Annotated in this window: 18 protein-coding genes; 6 read left to right on the top strand and 12 right to left on the bottom strand. The window is 67.9% G+C overall.

Going from position 1 to position 20,429, the window contains the following annotated elements; all coding sequences use genetic code 11:
* Nucleotides 1-24: 24 nt before the first annotated feature.
* From garD to ACS5NL_RS09280, 12 genes are all read right to left on the bottom strand, one after another.
* Entirely contained in the window at nucleotides 25-1,572 is a 1,548-nt protein-coding gene (gene garD / locus ACS5NL_RS09335) for a galactarate dehydratase (RefSeq protein WP_439353454.1), read from the bottom strand.
* A 25-nt stretch (nucleotides 1,573-1,597) separates the two neighbouring features.
* A complete protein-coding gene (locus tag ACS5NL_RS09330) occupies nucleotides 1,598-2,542 on the bottom strand; it encodes a 2-hydroxyacid dehydrogenase (protein ID WP_439353453.1) in 945 nt (314 codons plus the stop codon).
* 4 nt (nucleotides 2,543-2,546) lie between these two features.
* Nucleotides 2,547-3,872, bottom strand: a complete 1,326-nt coding sequence (gene gudD, locus ACS5NL_RS09325; RefSeq protein WP_439353452.1) for a glucarate dehydratase — start codon at nucleotides 3,870-3,872, stop codon at nucleotides 2,547-2,549.
* A 7-nt stretch (nucleotides 3,873-3,879) separates the two neighbouring features.
* A complete protein-coding gene (locus ACS5NL_RS09320; protein WP_439353451.1) occupies nucleotides 3,880-4,836 on the bottom strand; it encodes a Bug family tripartite tricarboxylate transporter substrate binding protein in 957 nt (318 codons plus the stop codon).
* A gap of 20 nt (nucleotides 4,837-4,856) precedes the next feature.
* Nucleotides 4,857-5,831 (bottom strand): Bug family tripartite tricarboxylate transporter substrate binding protein, encoded by a 975-nt coding sequence (locus tag ACS5NL_RS09315; RefSeq protein ID WP_439353450.1) that lies wholly within the window; start codon nucleotides 5,829-5,831, stop codon nucleotides 4,857-4,859.
* Between the two features lie 130 nt (nucleotides 5,832-5,961).
* A complete protein-coding gene (gene kdgD, locus ACS5NL_RS09310; protein ID WP_439353449.1) occupies nucleotides 5,962-6,879 on the bottom strand; it encodes a 5-dehydro-4-deoxyglucarate dehydratase in 918 nt (305 codons plus the stop codon).
* 143 nt (nucleotides 6,880-7,022) lie between these two features.
* Complete coding sequence (locus tag ACS5NL_RS09305; protein ID WP_439353448.1) at nucleotides 7,023-8,312, bottom strand: glucarate dehydratase family protein; 1,290 nt, start codon at nucleotides 8,310-8,312, stop codon at nucleotides 7,023-7,025.
* 13 nt (nucleotides 8,313-8,325) lie between these two features.
* Nucleotides 8,326-9,612: a TRAP transporter large permease gene (locus tag ACS5NL_RS09300; RefSeq protein WP_439353447.1), complete on the bottom strand. Its 1,287-nt coding sequence runs from the start codon at nucleotides 9,610-9,612 to the stop codon at nucleotides 8,326-8,328.
* Nucleotides 9,613-9,623: 11 nt separating this feature from the next.
* Nucleotides 9,624-10,058 (bottom strand): TRAP transporter small permease, encoded by a 435-nt coding sequence (locus tag ACS5NL_RS09295; protein ID WP_439353446.1) that lies wholly within the window; start codon nucleotides 10,056-10,058, stop codon nucleotides 9,624-9,626.
* Nucleotides 10,059-10,274: 216 nt separating this feature from the next.
* Nucleotides 10,275-11,249, bottom strand: a complete 975-nt coding sequence (locus ACS5NL_RS09290) for a TRAP transporter substrate-binding protein (protein ID WP_439353445.1) — start codon at nucleotides 11,247-11,249, stop codon at nucleotides 10,275-10,277.
* 47 nt (nucleotides 11,250-11,296) lie between these two features.
* Nucleotides 11,297-12,211: an SMP-30/gluconolactonase/LRE family protein gene (locus ACS5NL_RS09285; RefSeq protein ID WP_439353444.1), complete on the bottom strand. Its 915-nt coding sequence runs from the start codon at nucleotides 12,209-12,211 to the stop codon at nucleotides 11,297-11,299.
* Between the two features lie 9 nt (nucleotides 12,212-12,220).
* Nucleotides 12,221-13,027, bottom strand: a complete 807-nt coding sequence (locus tag ACS5NL_RS09280; RefSeq protein ID WP_439353443.1) for an NAD-dependent epimerase/dehydratase family protein — start codon at nucleotides 13,025-13,027, stop codon at nucleotides 12,221-12,223.
* A gap of 156 nt (nucleotides 13,028-13,183) precedes the next feature.
* Here ACS5NL_RS09280 and ACS5NL_RS09275 point away from each other — a divergent pair, with 156 nt between their 5' ends.
* The 6 genes from ACS5NL_RS09275 (at nucleotide 13,184) to urtD (ending at nucleotide 20,424) form a co-directional block, all read left to right on the top strand.
* The gene (locus ACS5NL_RS09275) at nucleotides 13,184-13,942 is read left to right on the top strand and encodes a FadR/GntR family transcriptional regulator (protein ID WP_439353442.1); all 759 of its coding nucleotides are present in this window, start codon (nucleotides 13,184-13,186) and stop codon (nucleotides 13,940-13,942) included.
* Between the two features lie 2 nt (nucleotides 13,943-13,944).
* A complete protein-coding gene (locus tag ACS5NL_RS09270; RefSeq protein ID WP_439353441.1) occupies nucleotides 13,945-15,417 on the top strand; it encodes an aldehyde dehydrogenase (NADP(+)) in 1,473 nt (490 codons plus the stop codon).
* 167 nt (nucleotides 15,418-15,584) lie between these two features.
* Nucleotides 15,585-16,847: an urea ABC transporter substrate-binding protein gene (gene urtA / locus ACS5NL_RS09265; RefSeq protein WP_439353481.1), complete on the top strand. Its 1,263-nt coding sequence runs from the start codon at nucleotides 15,585-15,587 to the stop codon at nucleotides 16,845-16,847.
* A gap of 12 nt (nucleotides 16,848-16,859) precedes the next feature.
* Complete coding sequence (gene urtB / locus ACS5NL_RS09260; RefSeq protein ID WP_439353440.1) at nucleotides 16,860-18,449, top strand: urea ABC transporter permease subunit UrtB; 1,590 nt, start codon at nucleotides 16,860-16,862, stop codon at nucleotides 18,447-18,449.
* Nucleotides 18,446-19,555, top strand: coding sequence for an urea ABC transporter permease subunit UrtC (gene urtC / locus ACS5NL_RS09255; RefSeq protein ID WP_439353439.1), 1,110 nt, complete (start codon nucleotides 18,446-18,448; stop codon nucleotides 19,553-19,555). The genes urtB and urtC overlap by 4 nt, the downstream gene beginning before the upstream one ends.
* On the top strand, nucleotides 19,552-20,424 hold the full coding sequence (gene urtD / locus ACS5NL_RS09250) for an urea ABC transporter ATP-binding protein UrtD (RefSeq protein WP_439353438.1): 873 nt from the start codon (nucleotides 19,552-19,554) through the stop codon (nucleotides 20,422-20,424). Before urtC ends, urtD begins: the two co-directional genes overlap by 4 nt.
* The last annotated feature ends 5 nt before the right edge of the window (nucleotides 20,425-20,429 follow it).

The raw sequence follows: 20,429 nt of genomic DNA, 5'->3' as shown, positions 1-20,429 counted from the left end.
GAAGCGCGGCAGGGGTGTGTCATGTCACGTGATCGGTGCCGGGTTGAACAGCACCAGGTCGTTGTGCAAGCCCCACTTTTCGGCCCAGGTCTTCTCGCCACTGGCCACGGCCAGCATGCGGTGGAACAGTTCCCAGCCGAGTTCGTCGATGCTCGCCTCGCCGCTGGCGATGCGGCCCGCGTTGACGTCCATCAGGTCGTGCCAGCGGCGCGCCAGGTCGTTGCGTGTGGCCACTTTGATGACCGGGCACTCGGCCAGGCCGTAGGGCGTGCCGCGGCCGGTGGTGAAGACGTGCAGGTTCATGCCCGCGGCCAGTTGCAGCGTGCCGCAGATGAAGTCGCTGGCGGGCGTGGCGGCGAAGATCAGGCCCTTGCGGTTCACCTTCTCGCCGGGGCCGATGACACCGTGGATCGGGCCGTTGCCGCTCTTGACGATCGAGCCCATGGCCTTCTCGACGATGTTGGACAGGCCGCCCTTCTTGTTGCCGGGCGTGGTGTTGGCGCTGCGGTCGGCCTGGCCGCGCGCGAGGTAGGCGTCGTACCAGCCGAGTTCGCGCACGATCGCATCGGCCACCTCGGGGGTCGCCGCGCGGCGCGTGAGCTGGTCCACCGCGTCGCGCACCTCGGTGTTCTCGCTGAACATCACGGTGGCGCCGGCGCGCACCAGCAGGTCGGTCGCAAAGCCCACGGCCGGGTTGGCGGTGACGCCGGAGAAGGCATCGCTGCCGCCGCATTGCACACCCACCACGAGTTCGCTGACCGGGCAGGTTTCGCGCTGGCGACGGTTGAGTCGCTCCAGATGGGCCTTCGCCTGCGTGAGGATCGAGTCGATCATGGACATGAAGCCCACGTGTTTTTCGTCCTGGAGCACGACCACGTCCGGCGCCTGGCGCTCGTCCGAAATCGGGATCGATCCTGGCGGCAGCAGCCGCTCGGGCTGCAGCTTCTCGCAACCCAGGCTGAGCACCATCACCTCGCCGCCGAAGTTGGGGTTGCTCGCCAGGTTGCGCACGGTGCGGATCGGGATGATGGCGTCGGGCGCGTCGATGGCGACACCGCAGCCGTAGCTGTGGGACAGGCCCACCACGCCGTCCACGTTGGGGTACTTCGGCAGCAGGTCCTTTTGGATGCGCTCGACCGCGAACTCGAGCACGCCGGACACACACTGCACGGTGGTGGTGATGGCCAGCAGGTTGCGCGTGCCCACGCTGCCGTCGGCGTTGCGGTAGCCCTGGAAGGTGTGGCCTTCGAGCGGCGGCAGTTCGGCGGGGGGCTGCGAGGCTGGCAGACCTTGCAGCGAGCGGGCCTCGGGCATCACCAGTCGCTGCTCGGTGACCCAGCCGCCCGCGGGAATGTCCACCGCGGTGTGGCCGATCACCACGTTGTAGCGTCGCACGGCGGTGCCGGCGGGCAGGTCGTTCAGCGCGACCTTGTGGCCCTGCGGCACGGCCTGCACGAGCGTGGGGCCGCCGGGCAGGGCGGTGCCGGCGGGCAGGCCGCCGTCGTTGACCACGACCGCGACGTTGTCGCTGGGGTGGATGCGGATGGTGCGGGGGATCACGGGGGCGTTCATGGGCAAAGGGTTCTCGGCGACAGGTTCAGGCTGCGCGGGCGGGCAGGGGTTCGCCGGACAGGCCGGCACTCAGGTTGGCCAGCACCAGATCGGCCATGGCCTGGCGCGTGTCGCGGGTGCCGCTGGCCATGTGCGGGGCCAGCACCACCTGTTCCATCGCCAGCAGGGCCTCGGGCACGCGGGGTTCGTCGTCGAACACGTCCAGCGCCGCGCCACCCAGTTCGCCGCTGTGCAGGCAGGCGATCAATGCTGCTTCATCGACCACGCTGCCGCGCGCCACGTTGACCAGCAGACCCTGGGGGCCGAGCGCGCGCAGCACCCTGGCGTTGACCAGGTGGCGCGTGCTCTCGCCGCCGGCCACCGTGAGCACCAGGAAGTCGGCCCATTCGGCCAGTGCCAGCAGCGACGGTTCGTGGCGCCACGCCACGCCCTCGGCCGGCTGGCGGTTGTTGTACGCGATGTCCATGTCGAAGCCGGCCGCGCGGCGTGCCACGGCCTGGCCGATGCGGCCCAGGCCCACGATGCCCAGCCGCTTGCCGCTCACGCGCGTGGTCAGCGGGTAGCGGCCATTGAGCCAGTCGCCGCGCCGCACGAAGCGGTCGGCCGCGGCGATGCGGCGCGCGCCGTCGATCAGCAGGCCCATGGCCAGGTCGGCCACGCAGTCGTTCAACACGTCGGGCGTGTAGCCCACCGGCAGGCCCATTGCGCGGGCGGCGTCCAGCGGCAGCTGGTCCAGTCCCACGCCGAAAGACGACACCACCTTCAGTGCGGGCAGCTGCGGCAGCCAGGCCGCCGGCACGCCGACCGGCGCCGAGGTGACCACCGCCGTGACGCGCACCGCGTCGGTCATGTCGGCCAGCGGCGTGGCAGCGCTCGGCGACTGCGCGCTCAGCACCTCGTGCTGTTCGCGCAGGCTGGCTTCCAGCGCTGGCATCAGCGGGCCGATCTGCAACAGCGTGGTTCGGCTCATGGGTTCACCTGACCAGACAAGGGCGCTTGTGGTCGAACGTCCAGCCCGGGATCAGGTACTGCATCGCGATCGCGTCGTCGCGCGCGCCCAGGCCGTGCTGCTGGTACAGGCGGTTCGCCTTGTCCACCTCGGCCATGTCGATCTCGATCCCGAGGCCGGGCTTCTTCGGTACCTGCACATAGCCGCCCTCGATCTTCATCGGCTCCTTGGTCAGGCGCTGGCCGTCCTGCCAGATCCAGTGCGTGTCGATGGCCGTCACCTTGCCCGGTGCGGCCGCGCCCACGTGGGTGAACATGGCGAGCGAGATGTCGAAGTGGTTGTTGGAATGCGAGCCCCAGGTCAGGCCCCAGTCGCGGCAGGTCTGCGCCACGCGGACCGAACCGGCCATGGTCCAGAAGTGCGGGTCGGCCAGCGGAATGTCCACGCTCTGCAGCGCCAGCGAATGCGCCATCTGCCGCCAGTCGGTGGCGACCATGTTGGTTGCGGTGGGCAGGCCCGTGGCGCGCCGGAACTCGGCCATCACCTCGCGGCCGCTGAAGCCTTCTTCCGCGCCGCACGGGTCTTCGGCATAGGCCACCACGCCGCGCATCTTCTCGCCCAAGCGGATCGCGTCCTTCAGCAGCCAGCCGCCGTTGGGGTCCAGCGTCACGCGCGCCTCGGGGAAGCGCTGGTGCAGCGCGGTCACGGCCTCGACTTCTTCATCACCTGAGAGAACCCCGCCCTTGAGCTTGAAGTCCTGGAAGCCGTAGCGCGCCTGCGCCGCTTCGGCCAGTCGCACCACGGCCTCGGGCGTCATCGCCTTCTCGTGGCGCAGGCGGCACCAGTCGTCGGCGTTGTCGGGTTCACTCGCGTAGGGCAGGTCGGTCTTGGTGCGGTCACCGACGAAGAACAGGTAACCCAGCATCTGCACCGCGTCGCGCTGCTGGCCTTCGCCCAGCAGGGCCGCCACCGGCACGCCCAGGTGCTGGCCCATCAGGTCCAGCAGGGCCGACTCCACGGCCGTGACGGCGTGGATGGTGGTACGCAGGTCGAAGGTCTGCAGGCCGCGCCCGCCGCTGTCGCGGTCGGCGAACTTGGTGCGCATGGTGTTCAGGATCGCCTGCAGGTTGCCGACGGTCTGGCCCTCGACCAGCGGCCGTGCGTCCTCCAGCGTCTGGCGGATCTTCTCGCCGCCCGGCACCTCGCCCAGGCCGGTGTGGCCCGCGTTGTCGGTGACGATGACGATGTTGCGCGTGAAGAAGGGCGCGTGTGCGCCCGAGAGGTTGAGCAGCATGCCGTCCCGGCCGGCGACCGGGATGACACGCATCGACTGGACGATCGGTGCGGTCATGGCGCGCTCAATCCGCCTTGATGTTTCTGGAGGTGATGAGCTTTTGCCAGCGCGCAAATTCAGACGCCTGGAAGGCGGCGAACTGCTCGGGCGTGTTCAGCACGATCTCGAAGCCCAGCTCGGTCAGCTTGGGGGTGACCGCCGGGTCTTTGATGATCGACACGATTGCTTCGTGCACCCGCTTCTTGATGTCGGCCGGCAGCCCCTTGGGCGCAGCCACCGCCTGCCAGGACTGCACGTTGGCGTCCTTGACGCCGCCTTCTTCCAGCGTGGGCACCTCGGGCAGCAGCGGCGAGCGTTTGGCGCTGGTGATCGACAGAGCGCGCAGCTTGCCGGCCTTGAGCTGCGGCATGGCGGTGTTGATGTTCATGAACGAGGCCTCGACCTGGTTGCCCAGCAGGTCGCTCATCACCGGACCGCCGCCCTTGTAGGGGATGTGCACGCCCGAGGTGTTGGTCTGTTGCCAGAACAGTTCGGCCGTGAGGTGGTCCGACGAACCGTTGCCCGACGAGGCGAAGGTCATCTTGCCGGGGTTGGCCTTCTGGTACGCGATCACGTCGGCCAGCGACTTGTGGGCCGAGGCCGCGGGCACGACCAGCACGTTGGGCGCCTGCACGACGACCGTGATCGGGTCGAGGTCCTTGAGTGCGTCGTAGCTCACCTTGATCAGGTGCGGCGCGATCACGAACGGACCGAGCGAGGACACGAACAGGGTGTGGCCGTCGGCCGGCGCACGGGCCACCGAGGTCGCGCCGATGGTGCCGGTGGCGCCGGCCTTGTTCTCGACCACGACGGTGGCGCCGCCGAGCTTCTCGCCCAGCTTGGCTGAAATCGTGCGGGCGATCAGGTCGGTGGACCCGCCGGGCGGGAAGGGCACGACCAGGGTGATGGGCTTGTCGGGCCAGGCGAAAGCGGGCAGGCTGGTGGCCGCGGCGACCAGCAGGGTGACGAGGGATTTCTTCATGGTGTCAGAGGTTCTGCGGTTCACTGTTCGAGGGTGATCTTTTCTTCGCGCACGACCTGCGCCATCTCGGGCAGCTCGGCCTTGATCCAGGCGGCGAATTCGGTGCTGCTCAGCTTTGAGGGCTCCAGGCCCAGGGTCTCCAGCTTTTCCTTCACGTCGGGCAGGGCGGTGATGCGCTGCACCTCGGCGTGGATCAGGTCGATCACGGCCTTGGGCGTGCCGGCCGGGGCCAGCAGGCCCTGCCAGCTGCCGGTCAGGAAGTTGGGCGTGGTCTCGGCCACGGCGGGCGTGTCGGGCAGTTCGGACCAGCGCTTGGCCGACGACACCGCCAGCAGCTTGAGCTTGCCGGCCTTGACGTGCGGGTAGGTCGCGACCATGCCGTTGAAGGTCACGTCCATGTGGCCACCGACCAGGTCGGTCATGGCCTGGGCGCCGCCCTTGTAGGGCACGTAGTTCCACTGGATGCCGTTGCGGCGTGCGAACTGCACGCCGGCGATGTGGGTCGCGCTGCCGATGCCGGCGGCCGCGGCGAAGTTCAGCTTGCCGGGGTTGGCCTTGGCGTACTTCACCAGCTCACCGATGGTGTTGGCCGGCACCTTGGTGCTGACCACCAGCAGGTGCGGCGAGTAGCCGACCATGGCCACCGGCACGAAGTCCTTCTGCACGTCGAACGGCAGCTTGTACAGCGCCGGGCTGATGGTGAGGTTGCCCACGTCCATCAGCACGAAGGTGTAGCCGTCCGGTGCCGACTTGGCCACCGCGTCGGCGCCGATGTTGCCGGCGTTGCCGGCCTTGTTCTCGACCACCACCGGCTGGCCCAGCTTCTCGCTCATCTTCTGGCCGATCAGGCGGGCCAGCACGTCGGACGTGCCGCTGGCCGGGAAGGGCACAACGATGCGGATGGGCTTGCTCGGGTAGGCCTGGGCCAGGGCGGCGGAGCTGCCCAGGGATACGGTGGCGGCCACAGCGGCCAGCAGGAAGTTGCGCTTGTTCATGTTTGTCTCTCTACGTCACGGTGGGTATGGGGGTGAGGGGGAGCCGAGTCCAGGGCGCCGCGGAACCGGCTCTGCCGGGCCGCCAGCGCCGCCCCCTGGGGGGTGACGCCGCAGGCGGCGCGGGGGGTTCTTATTGCGGCCCCAGGCCGTCGATCAGCGCCTTGAGTTCGTCCATCTCGCCGGGCTTGAGGTCCGACAGCGGGGCGCGCACCGGGCCGGCGCCGTGTCCGACCAGCGTGGCTCCCGCCTTGATGATGCTCACGCCATAGCCTTCGACGCGGTTGCGGATCTTCAGGTAGGGCATGAAGAACTGCTTGAGCAGCTTGTGCTGCGTGGCCATGTCGTCGGTGCGCACGGCTTCGTAGAACTGCATCGCGGTCTTCGGGATGAAGTTGAAGACGGCGGACGAATACACCGGCGTGCCCAGCGCCTTGTAGGCGGCGGCGTAGACCTCGGCCGTGGGCAGGCCGCCCAGGTAGGCGAAGCGCTCACCCATCTTCATGTAGATGGAGGACATCAGCTCGATGTTCCCCATGCCGTCCTTGAAGCCGATCAGGTTGGGGCAGCGATCGGCCAGGATGGCCAGCGACTCGGGCGTGAACTTGGTGCGGTCGCGGTTGTAGACGATGACGCCGAACTGCACGCTGTTGCAGATCTGCTCCACGTGCGCGATCAGGCCTTCCTGGCCGGCTTCGGTCAGGTAGTGCGGCAGCAGCAGGATGCCGTGGGCGCCCAGGCGCTCGGCCTCCTGTGCGTGGGCGATGGCGGTGCGGGTGGGGCCGCCGGCGCCGGCAATGATCGGCACCTTGCCGCGGCAGGTGTCGACGGCGGTCTTGATGATCTGGCCGTATTCGTCGCCGGACAGCGAGAAGTACTCGCCCGTGCCGCCGGCGGCGAACAGGGCGGTCGCGCCGGAGGGCGCGAGCCACTCCAGGCGGGCGGCGTACGAGGGCGCGTTGAAGTTGCCCTGGGCATCGAAGTCCGTCACGGGGAAGGACAGCAGGCCAGAGGACATGACTTGCTTGAGGTCTTGCGGGGTGTATTGCATGTGGGTTCAGCCTGGGTGGGTGGAGAAGTGGAGGTGTCGGCGTCTTGGTTGTAGGATGTCAGACAACTGAAGAGATTGTGCGGACCGGAGGAAAGGGGTGTCAAGGGTTTCCATGCACGTATGTGGAAACCCCTTATCCCTCGTCAGAACCGCGGCTGGCGCCCGGTGAACGTCGGGTCGTACTTGCGCATCTGCGCCAGGTCGTCGCGGTTGCGGATCGTGGTGTTCAGGTAGTTGTGATGCAGGCGGGCCAGGGCCTCGGGGTCGATCTGCACGCCCAGGCCAGGCGCCGTGGGCACGCGCAGGCTGCCTTCCTCAAACTTCAGCCGACCGCCCTGCACCACCTCGTCGTCCTGCCAGGGGTAGTGGGTGTCGCAGGCGTAGGACAGCTGCGGCACCGAGGCCGCCAGGTGCGTCATCGCGGTGAGGCTGATGCCCAGGTGTGAATTCGAGTGCATTGACAGGCCCAGGCCGAAGGTCTCGCACATCAGCGCCAGGCGCTGCGTGGCCCGCAGGCCGCCCCAGTAGTGGTGGTCGCTCAGCACGATCTTCACCGGGCAGCCCATCTCGGCGTTGCGGCGGAATTCCTTCAGGTCGGTCACCACCATGTTGGTCGCCAGCGGCACCTCGCACGCAGCGGCCACGGCGGCCATGCCGTCCAGCCCCGGGGCCGGGTCTTCGTAGTACTCGAGCACGCCGCGCAATTGCTCCACCACCTTCAGGCTGGTGGCCACGGTCCAGTTCGCGTTCGGATCGATGCGCAGCGGCGCGCCGGGGAAGGCTTTGGCCAGCGCCAGCAGGGCGGCCACTTCCTGTTCGGGCGGCAGCGCGCCGGCCTTGAGCTTGATGCTCTTGAAGCCGTACTGGTCGATCATGCGGCGCGCCTGCGCCACCAGCTGTTCGGGCGCGATGCCTTCACCAAACGGATCGGGTGCGTAGGGCTTGTCGATGTGTTCGGCGTACTTGAAGAACAGGTAGGCGGAAAACGGCACGGCCGGGCGCGCCGCGCCACCCAGCAGGTCCACCACCGGCGCGTTCGCCAGCTGGCCCTGCAGGTCCATCATCGCCACCTCGAACGCGCTGATCACCTTGGCGACGGTCTTCGACACGTGCGTGCCCGGTGCCAGCGAGACCTGCTGCCCCAGGAACTCCGAGGCGGTCTGCTTCGGCGTCACCAGCGCGGCGACGCGGATCTCCATGTCGTTGAGCGCCCAGGGCGAGAGGCCGGTGAGCGCGGGCGCGGCCTTGGCCAGCGCGTCGAGCATGGGCAGGTCGCCGTAGCTCTCGTTGATGCCGACCAGCCCGGAGTCGGTCTCGATCTCGATGATCGAGCGCAGGGCCCAGGGCTCGTGGATGCCGGCGGCGTTGAGCAGCGGCGGGTCGCGGAACGCGATCGGCGTCACGCGCACATGGCGGATGGCGTGGGAGGTCATGGTGCGGTTCGCGTCATTTCGCCAGCAGCAGGCCCGGCAGCCAGAGCGACAGCGCGGGGATGTAGGTCACGGCCACCAGCACCAGCAGCAGGGCGCCGAAGAAAGGCATGAGCGCCTTCACCACCTGCTCCATCGGCAGCTTGGCCACGGCCGCGCCGACGAACAGCACGCCCCCCACCGGCGGGGTCAGCAGGCCGATGCCCAGGTTCACCATCATGATCATCCCGAAGTGCACCGGGTCCACGCCGATGGTCTTGATCACCGGCAGCAGGATGGGCGTGAGGATCAGGATCAGCGGGGCCATGTCCATCAGCGTGCCCAGCACCAGCAGCAGGCCGTTGATCAGCGCCAGGATCACGTAGCGGTTGTCCGAGAGGGACGTCAGCGCTGCCGTGATCTTCATCGGGATCTGCATCAGGGTCATGATGTAGCCGAAGCTCGCGGCAAACGCGATCAGGATCATGACGATCGACAGCGTCTTGACCGTGCGGTGGACGAGCTTGGGCAGCTCTCCCCACTTGTAGTCGCGGTAGATGAACATGGTCACGAAGAAGGCCCAGATCACCGCGATGGAGGCCGACTCGGTGGCTGTGAACACGCCGGAGAGGATTCCGCCCAGGATGATCACCATGGTCATCAGGCCCCACAGCGCATCGGCGCAGGTTTTCAGCGCCTGCTTCAGCGGGATCACGTCGCCCTTGGGGTAGTTGCGCTTGCGGGCCATGTAGAGGCACATGATCGACAAGGTCAGACCCAGCAGCAGGCCCGGCAGCACACCGGCGATGAACAGCGCCGCAATCGACACCGTGCCGCCCGCAGCCAGCGAGTAGATGACCGCGTTGTGGCTGGGCGGGATCAGGATCGCCTGCACCGAGCCGCTGACGGTGACGGCGGTGGCGAAGTCGCGCGGGTAACCCTTCTTCTCCATCTCGGGGATCAGCACCGTGCCGACCGAGGCGGTGTCGGCCATGGACGACCCGGAGATGGCGCCGAAGAAGGTGGAGGCCAGGATGTTCACCAGCGACAGGCCGCCGCGGATGAAGCCGACCAGCACGTTGGCGAACGCCACCAGGCGCCGCGCCATGCCGCCCTCGGCCATGATGGCGCCGGCCAGCACGAAGAAGGGAATCGCGAGCAGCGAGAACTTGTTGACGCCGTTGGCGATGGCGATCATCACCGCGTCCAGCGGGATGTCGATGTACCAGGCCCCGACCAGCGCGGCCATGCCCATGGCGTAGGCCACGGGGGTGCCGATCAGGATGAGCACGAAGAAGCTGCCAAGCAGGATGTATGCGTCCATGGTGGCTCTCCTCAGGCGGCTTCGTGGTCAAAGGTGACGACGGCGCGGTGGCGCTGGTCACCCAGGAACATGTGTTCGAGCACGAACAGCGCGGTCACCGCGCCACCGACGGGCACGGGCAGGTAGGTGAAGCCCACTGGCATCCAGGGCAGCTCGGGGATCGACTGGCCCCAGGTGCCGATGCACAGCTGGATGCCGTACCAGAACATGAACAGGCTGACCAGCAGCATCAGCACATGCACCACGGCGCGCAGCGGACGCTGCACCGACGAAGGCAGGCGCTGCGTGATCATCTCGACGGCGATGTGGCCACCGGCGCGGTAGCTCACCGCCGCGCCCAGGAAGGTGAACACCACCATCAGCAGGATGGAAATCGGCTCCGGCCACTGCGAACCCGTGCCCATCACGTAGCGCGAAAAAATGCCCCAGGGAATGAAGAGCGACATCGCAAAGATGCACGCCCCGGCGACCCAGATGCAGGCCAGGTAGACCGAATCAAGAAAGCGTGAGACAGGATGTCCGGCAGCGGTGTGGTGAGCCATAAATGCGTCAATCAAGGAAGTGACAGAGCGAGCGCCTCCAGCACACACCGCGGAACCGGCTTGGCCGGGCCGCAGGTGTGGTCCCCCTGGGGGGAAGGCGCGAAGCGGCGCAGGGGGGATTTATTTCACCGCCGCGATGCGCTGCATCAGGTCGTGGAACTTGGCGCCGTACTTCTGGCGCACGGGTTCGGTGGCGTCGTAGAAGGGCTTGTTGTCGACGTTGATGAACTCGACGCCGGCGGCCTTGAGCTTGGCGGTGTATTCCTCCACGCTCTTGTCCCACAGGGACCGCTGTTCCATCTGTGCTTCGCGGGCCAGCTTCTTCACCAGCGCCTGGTCTTCCTTGGACAGCTTGTCCCAGGTGACCTTGGACATCACCAGGATCTCCGGGATGATCAGGTGGTTGGTCTGGGTGTAGTACTTGGCCGGCGTGTTGTAGTGGTTGGCGGTGAAGTAGCTCGGCGGGTTGTTTTCGGCGCCGTCGATCACCCCGGTCTGCAGCGAGGTGAAGACCTCGCCATAGGCCATGCTGATGCCGTTGCCGCCCATGGCATTCATGGTGTCGACGAACAGCGGGTTGCCCATCATGCGGACCTTCTGGCCCTTGAGGTCGGCGGGCGTTCGCACCGGCTTCTTGGTGTAGAGGCTGCGGGCGCCGCCGTCCATCCAGCCCAGGGCGACCAGGCGTGCCGGGCTGGCCGTGACCTTGGCCAGCAGATCGTCACCGACCGGGCCGTCGATCACGGCGCGCATGTGCTTGATGTCGCGGAACACGAAGGGCATGTTGAACACGTCCACCTCGGGCACCACCGGGCCGATCACGCCCAGCGAGATGCGGGCCATCTGGATGGCGCCCAGCTGCACCTGCTCCACGGCCTCTTTTTCCTGGCCGAGCACGGCGCCAGGGAACATCTGCACCTTGATGCGGCCTTGCGTAGCGGCTTCCAGCTTCTTGCCGAAGTTCTCCACCGCCACGACGGTCGGATAGCCGGCGGGGTGGGTGTCGTGCGACTTGAGGACCATTTGCGCGTAGGCGCTCAGGGGCAGCATGGCGGCCAGGGCGAGGCTGGCGATCAGTCGGCGTTGCAGTTTCATGTTGTCTCCGTTGGGGTTGGGTGGGTGAGGGGAAAAACGGGTGTTGGTCACGCAGTGCAGCGCGGTTCGGGCAGGCCCTGCACGCCCGGGCGCAGTGCAAACACGCCGCCGGCCAGCGGCTGGTCGGCGAGATCACCACCAGGCCGGATGGAGGTGACGAACAGGGTGTCGAGACTGGCGCCGCCGAAGGCGCACATGGCCGGCTTCTTCACCGGCACGGCCAGTGAGCGGTCCAGCCGCCCGGCGGGCGTGAAGCGGTGCACCAGGCCGGCGTCGTTGCCACAGATCCAGTAGCAGCCATCGATGTCGACGGCGGCGCCGTCGGGGCGGCCGGGCAGGGGCTTGAAGTCGATGAAGACGCGGCGGTTGTGCGGCGTGCCGGTGTCGGTGTCGTAGTCGAAGGCCCAGACGGTCTGGCGGTTCGGGTGCGAGTCCGAGAGGTACATGGTCCGGCCGTCGGGGCTGAAGGCCATGCCGTTGGGCGTGATGTAGCCGGCGTCCAGGCCACGCAGCGTGGGCACGCCGTGGTCCAGGTCCAGCGCGTAGAGACTGCCCGAGGTCGCGGCCAGCGACATGTCGGCCACCATGGTGCCGGCGCGCAGGCGGCCCTGGCGGTCGCAACGGCCGTCGTTGAAGCGCATGCCGGTCTGCGGGTGCGTCACGCGGGCGATCCATTCGCTGGTCACGCTGCCGTCGGCCTGCGGCGTCAGGCGCGCCACGCCGGTTTCCATGGCCGCGATCCACTGGCCGTGCGGCAGGGCGTCGCTGCCGGCGGCCAGCGCGATGCAGCCGGTCTGTTCGGGCGTGGGCCAGTGCCGCGCCTGGCCGCTGGCGCTGTGCCAGCACCACAGCGCCAGTCCCGGAATGTCGACCCACCACAGGCACTGGCGCGCGCTGTCCCAGACGGGGCTCTCGCCCACGCCGTTGCGCACGTCCAGCACCAGTTCGGCTTGTTCGCTCATGGTGCGCACTCAGCCCTTCTTGTTCGGGTCAGCGACCACGAAGCCGCCACCTTGGTAGACCGCGACCGGGTCGTTGAGGTCGGGCGTGGGCGTGCGCGCGAACACCGCGTCGCGGAACACGTCCGAGCTGTCCTGCGGCACATAGCCGATGTGGCGCGCGCGGCTGTTGTCCCACCAGGTGACCGCGTTGTCCGACATGCCGAACACGATGCTGTGGCCCAGCACCGGGGTCGAGAGGCAGGCACCGATCAGGCGGTGCAGGTCGTCGAAGCTCAGCCAGGTGGCCAGCATGCGGCGGTCGCGCGGCTCGGGGAACGAGGAGCCGATGCGCACGCAGGCGGTCTCGATGCCGTGGCGGTCGAAATAGAAGCGCGAGAAGTCTTCGCCGAAGGCCTTGCTGACGCCGTAGAAGCTGTCGGGGCGCGGCGGGTGGTCGGCGGTGATGGTCTCGCCCTGCTTGTAAAAGCCCACCACGTGGTTGGAGCTGGCGAACACCACGCGCTTGACGCCGTGCTTCCGGGCCGCTTCGTACAGGTGGTAGACGCCCAGGATGTTGGCCTGCAGGATGGCCTCGAACGGCGCCTCGACCGAGATGCCGCCCAGGTGCACGATGGCGTCGCAGCCGGCCACGGCCGCATCCACCGCCGCGGCGTCGGCCAGGTCGGCCAGCACCATCTCTTCGCCAGGGCCAACGTCGCCACAGCCCGACTTGTCAGACAACCTCAGCACGTCGCAGTTGGCGACGAGCCGCGAACGCAGGGCCGACCCCAGTCCGCCGGCGGCGCCGGTCAGCAGGATCCGGTGGTGGGTTTTCATAGGGTTTACCATGGTGTACAAAGCTTGTCGCATTCCGGTTGCACAGGGGCGTGGGCCTTTGGTACAGTGCTTGTCAGCCCGGGATGTCTGTCGTATGTTGTCAGACAACTGGCCGCAATTGTGAAAATCACGGCGCAGGCTGTCAAGGAAAAACCCATGAACCCCGTGAATACCCTAGGTGAGGAGGCCGCCGCAGAGCCGCCGCGCACCCGCCGCCCGCGTGGCCTGGTGCCCGAAATCGTGGCCTCGCTGGAGGCCGACATCCGCGAGGGCCGGTTGGTCCCTGGCCAGAAGCTGCCGACCGAGTCGGAGCTGGTCGGGCGCTTCGACGTCAGCCGCACCGTGGTGCGCGAAGCGATCTCGCGCCTGCAGGCCTCGGGCCTGGTCGAGACCCGCCACGGCATCGGCACCTTCGTGATGGCGCCGCGCGCGGTCGAGCCGATCTTCCGCATCGCACCCGAAGACTTCGCGACCGCCTCCGACGTGATCGAATTGCTGGAGTTGCGGATCAGCCTGGAGAGCGAGGCGGCCGCGCTGGCGGCGCAGCGGCGCAGCGCCGAGAGTCTGTCGGCGATGGCGGCGGCGCTGGCCGCGTTCAATGTCGCGATCCACGCCGACTCCGACGCCGTGCCCTCCGACTTCCTGTTCCACATGGAGGTGGCCCGCGCGACCGGCAACCGCCACTTCGCCGAGCTGATGACCTACCTGGGCACCATGATCATTCCGCGCACGCGGCTCAAGACCGCGGCCAGCGCCCCCGAAGGGCGCCTGCCGTACCTGGAGCGCGTGCACCACGAACACGAAAACATCCTCGACGCCATCCGGCGCCAGGAACCCGAAGCCGCGCGCGCCGCGATGCGCACGCACCTGTCCAACAGCCGCGAGCGCCTGCGCCGCGCACAGCCCGAAGCCTGACCATGAGCACCCTGCAATCCATCAACGCCCGCACCGGCGAACCCCACGGCAAAACACTGAACGCCTCCACCGAACAGGACATCGACAGCGCGGTGAACGCGGCGCACGCTGCTTTCGCCACCTGGCGCAGCAGCACCGGTGCGCAGCGCGCCGAACTGCTGGAGGCGCTGGCCAGGGGCCTCGAAGGCGAGCGCGAGAAGCTGGTCGCCTGGGCCGATCTGGAAACCGCGCTCGGCCCGGTGCGCCTCAACGGCGAACTCGACCGCACCACCTTCCAGCTGCGCCGCTTCGCCGACCTCGCGCAACGCGGCGAACCCTTCACCGTGCTGGACGACCCGGCGGTCGCCGGCGGCCCGCCCGCCGGGCACCCGGCCATGGTGCGCCAGCGCGTGCCGCTGGGTCCGGTGGCGATGTTCGCGGCCAGCAACTTCCCGTTCGCCTTCTCGGTGCTGGGCGGCGACACCGCATCGGCGCTCGCGGCCGGCTGCAGCGTGGTGGTCAAGGCGCACCCCGGCCACCCCAACCTGTCGCAGCAGGTTTTCGCCATCATCCAGCGCGCGCTCAAGGCGCTGGACCTGCCCGCCGGCCTGATCGGTCTGGTGCAGGGCGCCGAGGTCGAGACCGGCGTCGACCTGGTGCGTCACCCGCTGATCGCGGCCGGCGCCTTCACCGGCTCGACCCGCGGCGGCGCCGCGCTGCAGGCCGAGGCCAATGCGCGCCCGCGCCCGATCCCGTTCTACGGCGAACTCGGTTCGATCAATCCGCTGATCGCGCTGCCCGCCGCGCTCGCGGCCAAGGGCGGCGAACTGGCCACCACGCTGGCCGGCTCCATCACGCTGGGTTGCGGCCAGTTCTGCACCAACCCCGGCCTGCTGGTGCTGATCGACGGCCCCGAGACCGATGCGTTCATCGAACAGCTCACGCTGGCGCTTTCCAAGCAGCAGCCGCACCCGATGCTGACCCCCGGCATGCGCAAGGCCTTCGACGCCGGCGTCAAGCGCTTCATGGACGCCGGTGCCCGTTCGCTGCTGCAGGGCCAGGGCACGCCGCCCGCGCCCGGACCGCAGCTGCTGCAGGTCAGCGCGCAGCGCTTCATCGAGCGTGCCGAACTGCGCGACGAGGTGTTCGGCCCGAGCAGCCTGATCGTGCGCTGCGCCAGCGTGGACGAGGTGCAGCAGGTGCTGGAAGCGGTGGGCGGCAGCCTCACCGTGACCCTCTGGGGCGCCGACGAAGACTCGGCCGACAACCGCGCCCTGGTGCGCAGCGCCACGCAGATCGCCGGCCGTGTGCTGTTCGCCGGTGTGCCCACCGGCGTCGCCGTCACGGCCGCGCAGCAGCACGGCGGTCCCTGGCCGTCGAGCACCGCGCCCATGACCACCTCGGTCGGCGACGCGGCGCTGGAGCGCTTCCTGCGCCCGGTCTGCCTGCAGGACGCGCCGGCCTGGCTGCTGGCGCGCGGCGGCGTGCCCTGCTGACCCCCGGGGCGGGGCTGGCCCCCGCATACGCCACCCGGCGTACAGACGCTTTTCAGGGTTCTCCCTAGCATCCGTTCCGTCACCACCACAAGGCTCCTTCAGCAGTGCCTTGTGGTGGCAGATGTCAGACCCCAACGGATGTTTTTGAACCCTGGAGAAGCGCCATGATGCAACGTCGATTCACCCTGAAAGCCCTGACGGTCGCGACCGCCCTGGGCGCCTTCGGCCTCACCGCCCACGCCGCCGACACGATCAAGGTCGGCATCCTGCACTCGCTGTCGGGCACGATGGCGATTTCCGAAACCGTCCTGAAGGACGTGGCCCTGATGACGATCGACGAGATCAACGCCAAGGGCGGCGTGCTGGGCAAGAAGCTCGAACCCGTGGTGGTCGACCCGGCCTCCAACTGGCCGCTGTTCGCCGAGAAGGCCAAGCAGCTGATCGACCAGGACAAGGTCGCCGTGACCTTCGGCTGCTGGACTTCGGTCTCGCGCAAGTCGGTGCTGCCGGTGTTCGAAGAAAAGAACAGCCTGCTGTTCTACCCGGTGCAGTACGAAGGCGAAGAGCTGTCCAAGAACGTGTTCTACACCGGCGCCGCGCCCAACCAGCAGGCCATCCCTGCGGTCGAGTACCTGATGAGCAAGGACGGCGGCTCGGCCAAGCGCTTCGTGCTGCTGGGCACCGACTACGTCTACCCCCGCACTACCAACAAGATCCTGCGCGCCTTCCTGAAGGCCAAGGGCATCCCCGAGTCGGACATCATGGAGGAGTACACCCCCTTCGGTCACTCCGACTACCAGACCATCATCGCCAAGATCAAGAAGTTCGCGGCCGAAGGCAAGAAGACGGCCGTGATCTCCACCATCAACGGCGATTCGAATGTGCCGTTCTACAAGGAACTGGGCAACGCCGGCCTGTCGGCCAAGGACGTGCCGGTGGTGGCGTTCTCGGTGGGTGAAGAAGAGCTGCGCGGCGTCGACGCCAAGCCCCTGGTCGGTCACCTGGCCGCCTGGAACTACTTCATGAGCGTGAAGAACCCGACCAACACGGCGTTCATCAAGCAGTGGAGCGACTACGCCAAGGCCAAGGGCATCGCCGGCCACAAGGACAAGCCGCTGACCAACGACCCGATGGAAGCCACCTACATCGGCATCCACATGTGGGCCCAGGCCGTCGAGAAGGCCAAGTCCACCGACACCGACAAGGTCATCGCCGCCATGGCCGGCCAGACCTTCAAGGCTCCGGGCGGCTTCACCTCCACCATGGACAAGGAAAACCACCACCTGCACAAGCCGGTGTTCATCGGCGAAGTGAAGGCCGACGGCCAGTTCAACGTGGTGTGGAAGACCCCGGGTCCGGTCGTGGCCGATCCGTGGAGCGACTACATCGTCGAGAACAAGGGCAAGAAGAACCTTCCCGAGAAGAAGTAAGCGGGGTCCCTGATGCGCTGGCTGCGATTCTTTCCTGTGCTGTTGTGCCTGATCGGCGCAGCCACCGCGCATGCCCTCACCCCGGCCGACGCCCTGGCGTTGGCCACGGGTGAGGGGGATGCCCGCATCGCCGCCGTCAACCGGCTGGCGGCCGAACCCGACGAACGCACCCTCGCCCTGATGCAGGCCCTGTCGGCGGGTGCCGTCAAGGTCCAGGGCGAGCAGGTGCTCCTGATTGCAGACGATGGCAGTGGCAAGGATGCGGTGACCGGCGCGGCCGTGACCGTGGCCGAGACGGCCGAAGATGCCATCGTCAACAACCGTCTGCGTGGCGCGCTCGACGCCGCGCTGTCCGTGCGCGACCTGTTTGGCACCGACACCAAGGCACAGCAGGCCGCCGCGGCCATGCTGCAGAAGGCGGCCTTCGACGAGCCCGACGCGGCGCAGTTGCCGCTGGTCGAGAAGGCGTTCGCCAACCAGAACCTCGATCCCAAGGCGCGCAAGAGCCTGGAGCTCGCGCGCGCCGCCATGCAGCTGGCCAGCGACGACGAGGCACAGCGCCTGTCTGCCGCGCAGGCCCTGGGCAGCATGGGCGATCCGGCGCTCAAGCCGCTGCTGGCGGCCCGCCAGACGGCCGAGAGCAGCGCCAACGTCAAGGCCGCGCTCGGCGCCGCCATCGCCTCGCTCGACCGCTCGCTGGCCGTGACCAGCGCGCTGTCGCAGGCCTTCACCGGCATCAGCCTGGGCTCCATCCTGCTGCTGGCCGCGCTCGGCCTGGCGATCACCTACGGCCTGATGGGCGTGATCAACATGGCGCACGGCGAGCTGATCATGATCGGTGCCTACGCCACCTGGCTGGTGCAGGCCTTCTTCAGGAAGTCGCTGCCCGGCCTGTTCGACTGGTATTTGCTGGCGGCCCTGCCGGTGGCCTTCATCGCCTCGGCCCTGGTGGGCGCGGCGATGGAGCGCACGGTGATCCGCTTTCTCTACGGCCGTCCGCTGGAGACGCTGCTGGCGACCTGGGGCATCTCGCTGGTGCTGATGCAGAGCGTGCGCAGCCTGTTCGGCGCGCAGAACGTCGGCGTGGAAAACCCGAGCTGGATGAGCGGCAGCGTGACCCTGATGGGCAACCTCACGCTGCCCTGGAACCGCATCATCATCGTGGCCTTTGCCGGTGCGGTGCTGCTGGGCGTGACGCTGCTGATCACGCGCACCCGCCTCGGCCTGTTCGTGCGCGGCGTGACGCAGAACCGGCCGATCGCCAGCTGCATGGGCGTGAACACCGCGCGCATCGACACCTACGCCTTCGCGCTGGGCTCGGGCATCGCGGGCCTGGCCGGTTGCGCGCTGAGCCAGATCGGCAACGTCGGCCCCGACCTGGGCCAGAGCTACATCGTCGACTCCTTCATGGTGGTGGTGCTCGGCGGCGTCGGCCAGCTCGCCGGCACGGTCTACGCCGCACTCGGCCTGGGCCTGCTGAACAAGGTGCTCGAAGGCTGGGCCGGCGCGGTGCTGGCCAAAATCGCCGTGCTGGTCTTCATCATCGTCTTCATCCAGAAACGTCCGCAGGGCATCTTCGCCTTCAAAGGCAGGGAAGCATGAGCACCGCTTCGATTTCTCTCCCCACCCCCGGTCCGCTGCTCACGCGCGGTGCCTTCAGCGGTGTGCTGGTCGCGCTGCTGGTGGTCTGCGCCGTGGCGCCGGCGCTGAACCTGCTGGTGCCCGCGGGCAGCGTGTTCCACCTCTCGGACTACATGGTCGGCCTGCTGGGCAAGATCATGTGCTACGCGATCTGCGCGCTGGCGATGGACCTGATCTGGGGCTACACCGGCATCCTGTCGCTGGGCCACGGCCTGTTCTTCGCGCTCGGCGGCTACGCGATGGGCATGTACCTGATGCGCCAGATCGGCCGCGACGGCAACTACCAGAGCGAGCTGCCGGACTTCATGGTGTTCCTGGACTGGAAGGAACTGCCCTGGCACTGGGCCCTGTCCGACAGCTTCGTGGCGACGCTGCTGCTGATCGTGCTGGTGCCGGCCGTGGTGGCCTTCGTGTTCGGCTTCTTCGCCTTCCGCTCGCGCATCAAGGGCGTGTATTTCTCGATCATCACGCAGGCCCTGACCTTCGCCGCGCTGCTGCTGTTCTTCCGCAACGAGACCGGCATGGGCGGCAACAACGGCTTCACCGATTTCAAGCGCATCCTGGGCATGCCGCTGGCCACCCACGGCATGCGCATGACGCTGTTCGTGATCACCGGGCTGACGCTGCTGGGCTTCTACGTGTTTGCGCGCTGGCTGGTCAACAGCAAGTACGGCCGCGTGCTGCAGGCGGTGCGCGACGCGGAGAGCCGGGTCATGTTCTGCGGCTACAACCCGCTGCCCTACAAGCTCTCGATCTGGACCATCTCGGCCGTGATGTGCGGCATCGCCGGTGCGTTGTACGTGCCGCAGGTCGGCATCATCAATCCCGGCGAGATGAGCACCGCGGCCAGCATCGAGATCGCGGTCTGGACGGCGGTCGGCGGCCGCGCGACCCTGATCGGGCCGATCATCGGCGCGTTCATCGTCAACGGCGCCAAGAGCTGGCTGACCGTGGCCTTCCCCGAGTTCTGGCTCTACTTCCTGGGCGCGCTGTTCATCGCCGTGACACTGTGGATGCCACAGGGCGTGGTGGGGCTGGTGAAGAAGTTCAAAGGAGCCGGGAAATGACCCCCGACCTGATGGAAGCGGGCGCGCAGCGCTACGAAAAAGCCCACACGGCCCCGGAGCTGGGAAAGACGGAGTCGGGTGGCCGCGCCGCCGGCTACGGCCGCATCGCCACCGGCGAGGTCGACACCACCCACGGCCGCATCCTCTACCTCGAAGACGTGCACGTGAGCTTCGACGGCTTCAAGGCCATCAACGGCCTGAACCTGGACATCGCGCCGGGCGAGCTGCGCTGCATCATCGGCCCCAACGGCGCCGGCAAGACCACGATGATGGACATCATCACCGGCAAGACCCGACCCGACCAGGGCACGGTCTACTTCGGCAGCACCATCGACCTGCTGCGCTACCGCGAGCCCGAGATCGCGGCGCTGGGCATCGGCCGCAAGTTCCAGAAGCCCACGGTGTTCGAGCAACTCTCGGTGTTTGAAAACCTGGAGCTGGCGCTGGCCACCGACAAGCGGGTGCGCCGCTCGATGACTTTTGCGCTCGACAGCGAACAGAAGGACCGGCTGGCCGAGGTGCTGACCACGATCCACCTGGCCGACAGCGCCAGCCGACCCGCCGGGTTGCTGAGCCACGGCCAGAAGCAGTGGCTGGAGATCGGCATGCTGCTGATGCAGGACCCGAAACTGCTGCTACTGGACGAACCGGTGGCGGGCATGACCGACGAAGAGACCGCGCGCACGGCCGAGCTGTTTCTCAGCCTCAAGGGCAAGCACTCGCTGATGGTGGTGGAGCACGACATGAGCTTCATCCGCGCGATCAGCGAGAAGGTCACGGTGCTGTGCGACGGTTCGGTGCTGGCCGAGGGCACGCTCGACGAGGTGCAGGCCGACGAACGCGTGATCGAAGTCTATTTGGGCCGCTGAGGAAC

Origin of the sequence: Hydrogenophaga sedimenti (genome assembly GCF_051857515.1) — a bacterium.
Taxonomy (GTDB): domain Bacteria; phylum Pseudomonadota; class Gammaproteobacteria; order Burkholderiales; family Burkholderiaceae_C; genus Hydrogenophaga.
This window is presented reverse-complemented; position numbering and strand designations above follow the sequence as displayed.

Coding starts and splice junctions, on each gene's coding strand:
- garD (WP_439353454.1), bottom strand. CDS start 1,572: ATGAACGCCCCCGTGATCCCCCGCACCATCCGCATCCACCCCAGCGAC.
- ACS5NL_RS09330 (WP_439353453.1), bottom strand. CDS start 2,542: ATGAGCCGAACCACGCTGTTGCAGATCGGCCCGCTGATGCCAGCGCTG.
- gudD (WP_439353452.1), bottom strand. CDS start 3,872: ATGACCGCACCGATCGTCCAGTCGATGCGTGTCATCCCGGTCGCCGGC.
- ACS5NL_RS09320 (WP_439353451.1), bottom strand. CDS start 4,836: ATGAAGAAATCCCTCGTCACCCTGCTGGTCGCCGCGGCCACCAGCCTG.
- ACS5NL_RS09315 (WP_439353450.1), bottom strand. CDS start 5,831: ATGAACAAGCGCAACTTCCTGCTGGCCGCTGTGGCCGCCACCGTATCC.
- kdgD (WP_439353449.1), bottom strand. CDS start 6,879: ATGCAATACACCCCGCAAGACCTCAAGCAAGTCATGTCCTCTGGCCTG.
- ACS5NL_RS09305 (WP_439353448.1), bottom strand. CDS start 8,312: ATGACCTCCCACGCCATCCGCCATGTGCGCGTGACGCCGATCGCGTTC.
- ACS5NL_RS09300 (WP_439353447.1), bottom strand. CDS start 9,612: ATGGACGCATACATCCTGCTTGGCAGCTTCTTCGTGCTCATCCTGATC.
- ACS5NL_RS09295 (WP_439353446.1), bottom strand. CDS start 10,058: ATGTCGCTCTTCATTCCCTGGGGCATTTTTTCGCGCTACGTGATGGGC.
- ACS5NL_RS09290 (WP_439353445.1), bottom strand. CDS start 11,249: ATGAAACTGCAACGCCGACTGATCGCCAGCCTCGCCCTGGCCGCCATG.
- ACS5NL_RS09285 (WP_439353444.1), bottom strand. CDS start 12,211: ATGAGCGAACAAGCCGAACTGGTGCTGGACGTGCGCAACGGCGTGGGC.
- ACS5NL_RS09280 (WP_439353443.1), bottom strand. CDS start 13,027: ATGAAAACCCACCACCGGATCCTGCTGACCGGCGCCGCCGGCGGACTG.
- ACS5NL_RS09275 (WP_439353442.1), top strand. CDS start 13,184: ATGAACCCCGTGAATACCCTAGGTGAGGAGGCCGCCGCAGAGCCGCCG.
- ACS5NL_RS09270 (WP_439353441.1), top strand. CDS start 13,945: ATGAGCACCCTGCAATCCATCAACGCCCGCACCGGCGAACCCCACGGC.
- urtA (WP_439353481.1), top strand. CDS start 15,585: ATGCAACGTCGATTCACCCTGAAAGCCCTGACGGTCGCGACCGCCCTG.
- urtB (WP_439353440.1), top strand. CDS start 16,860: ATGCGCTGGCTGCGATTCTTTCCTGTGCTGTTGTGCCTGATCGGCGCA.
- urtC (WP_439353439.1), top strand. CDS start 18,446: ATGAGCACCGCTTCGATTTCTCTCCCCACCCCCGGTCCGCTGCTCACG.
- urtD (WP_439353438.1), top strand. CDS start 19,552: ATGACCCCCGACCTGATGGAAGCGGGCGCGCAGCGCTACGAAAAAGCC.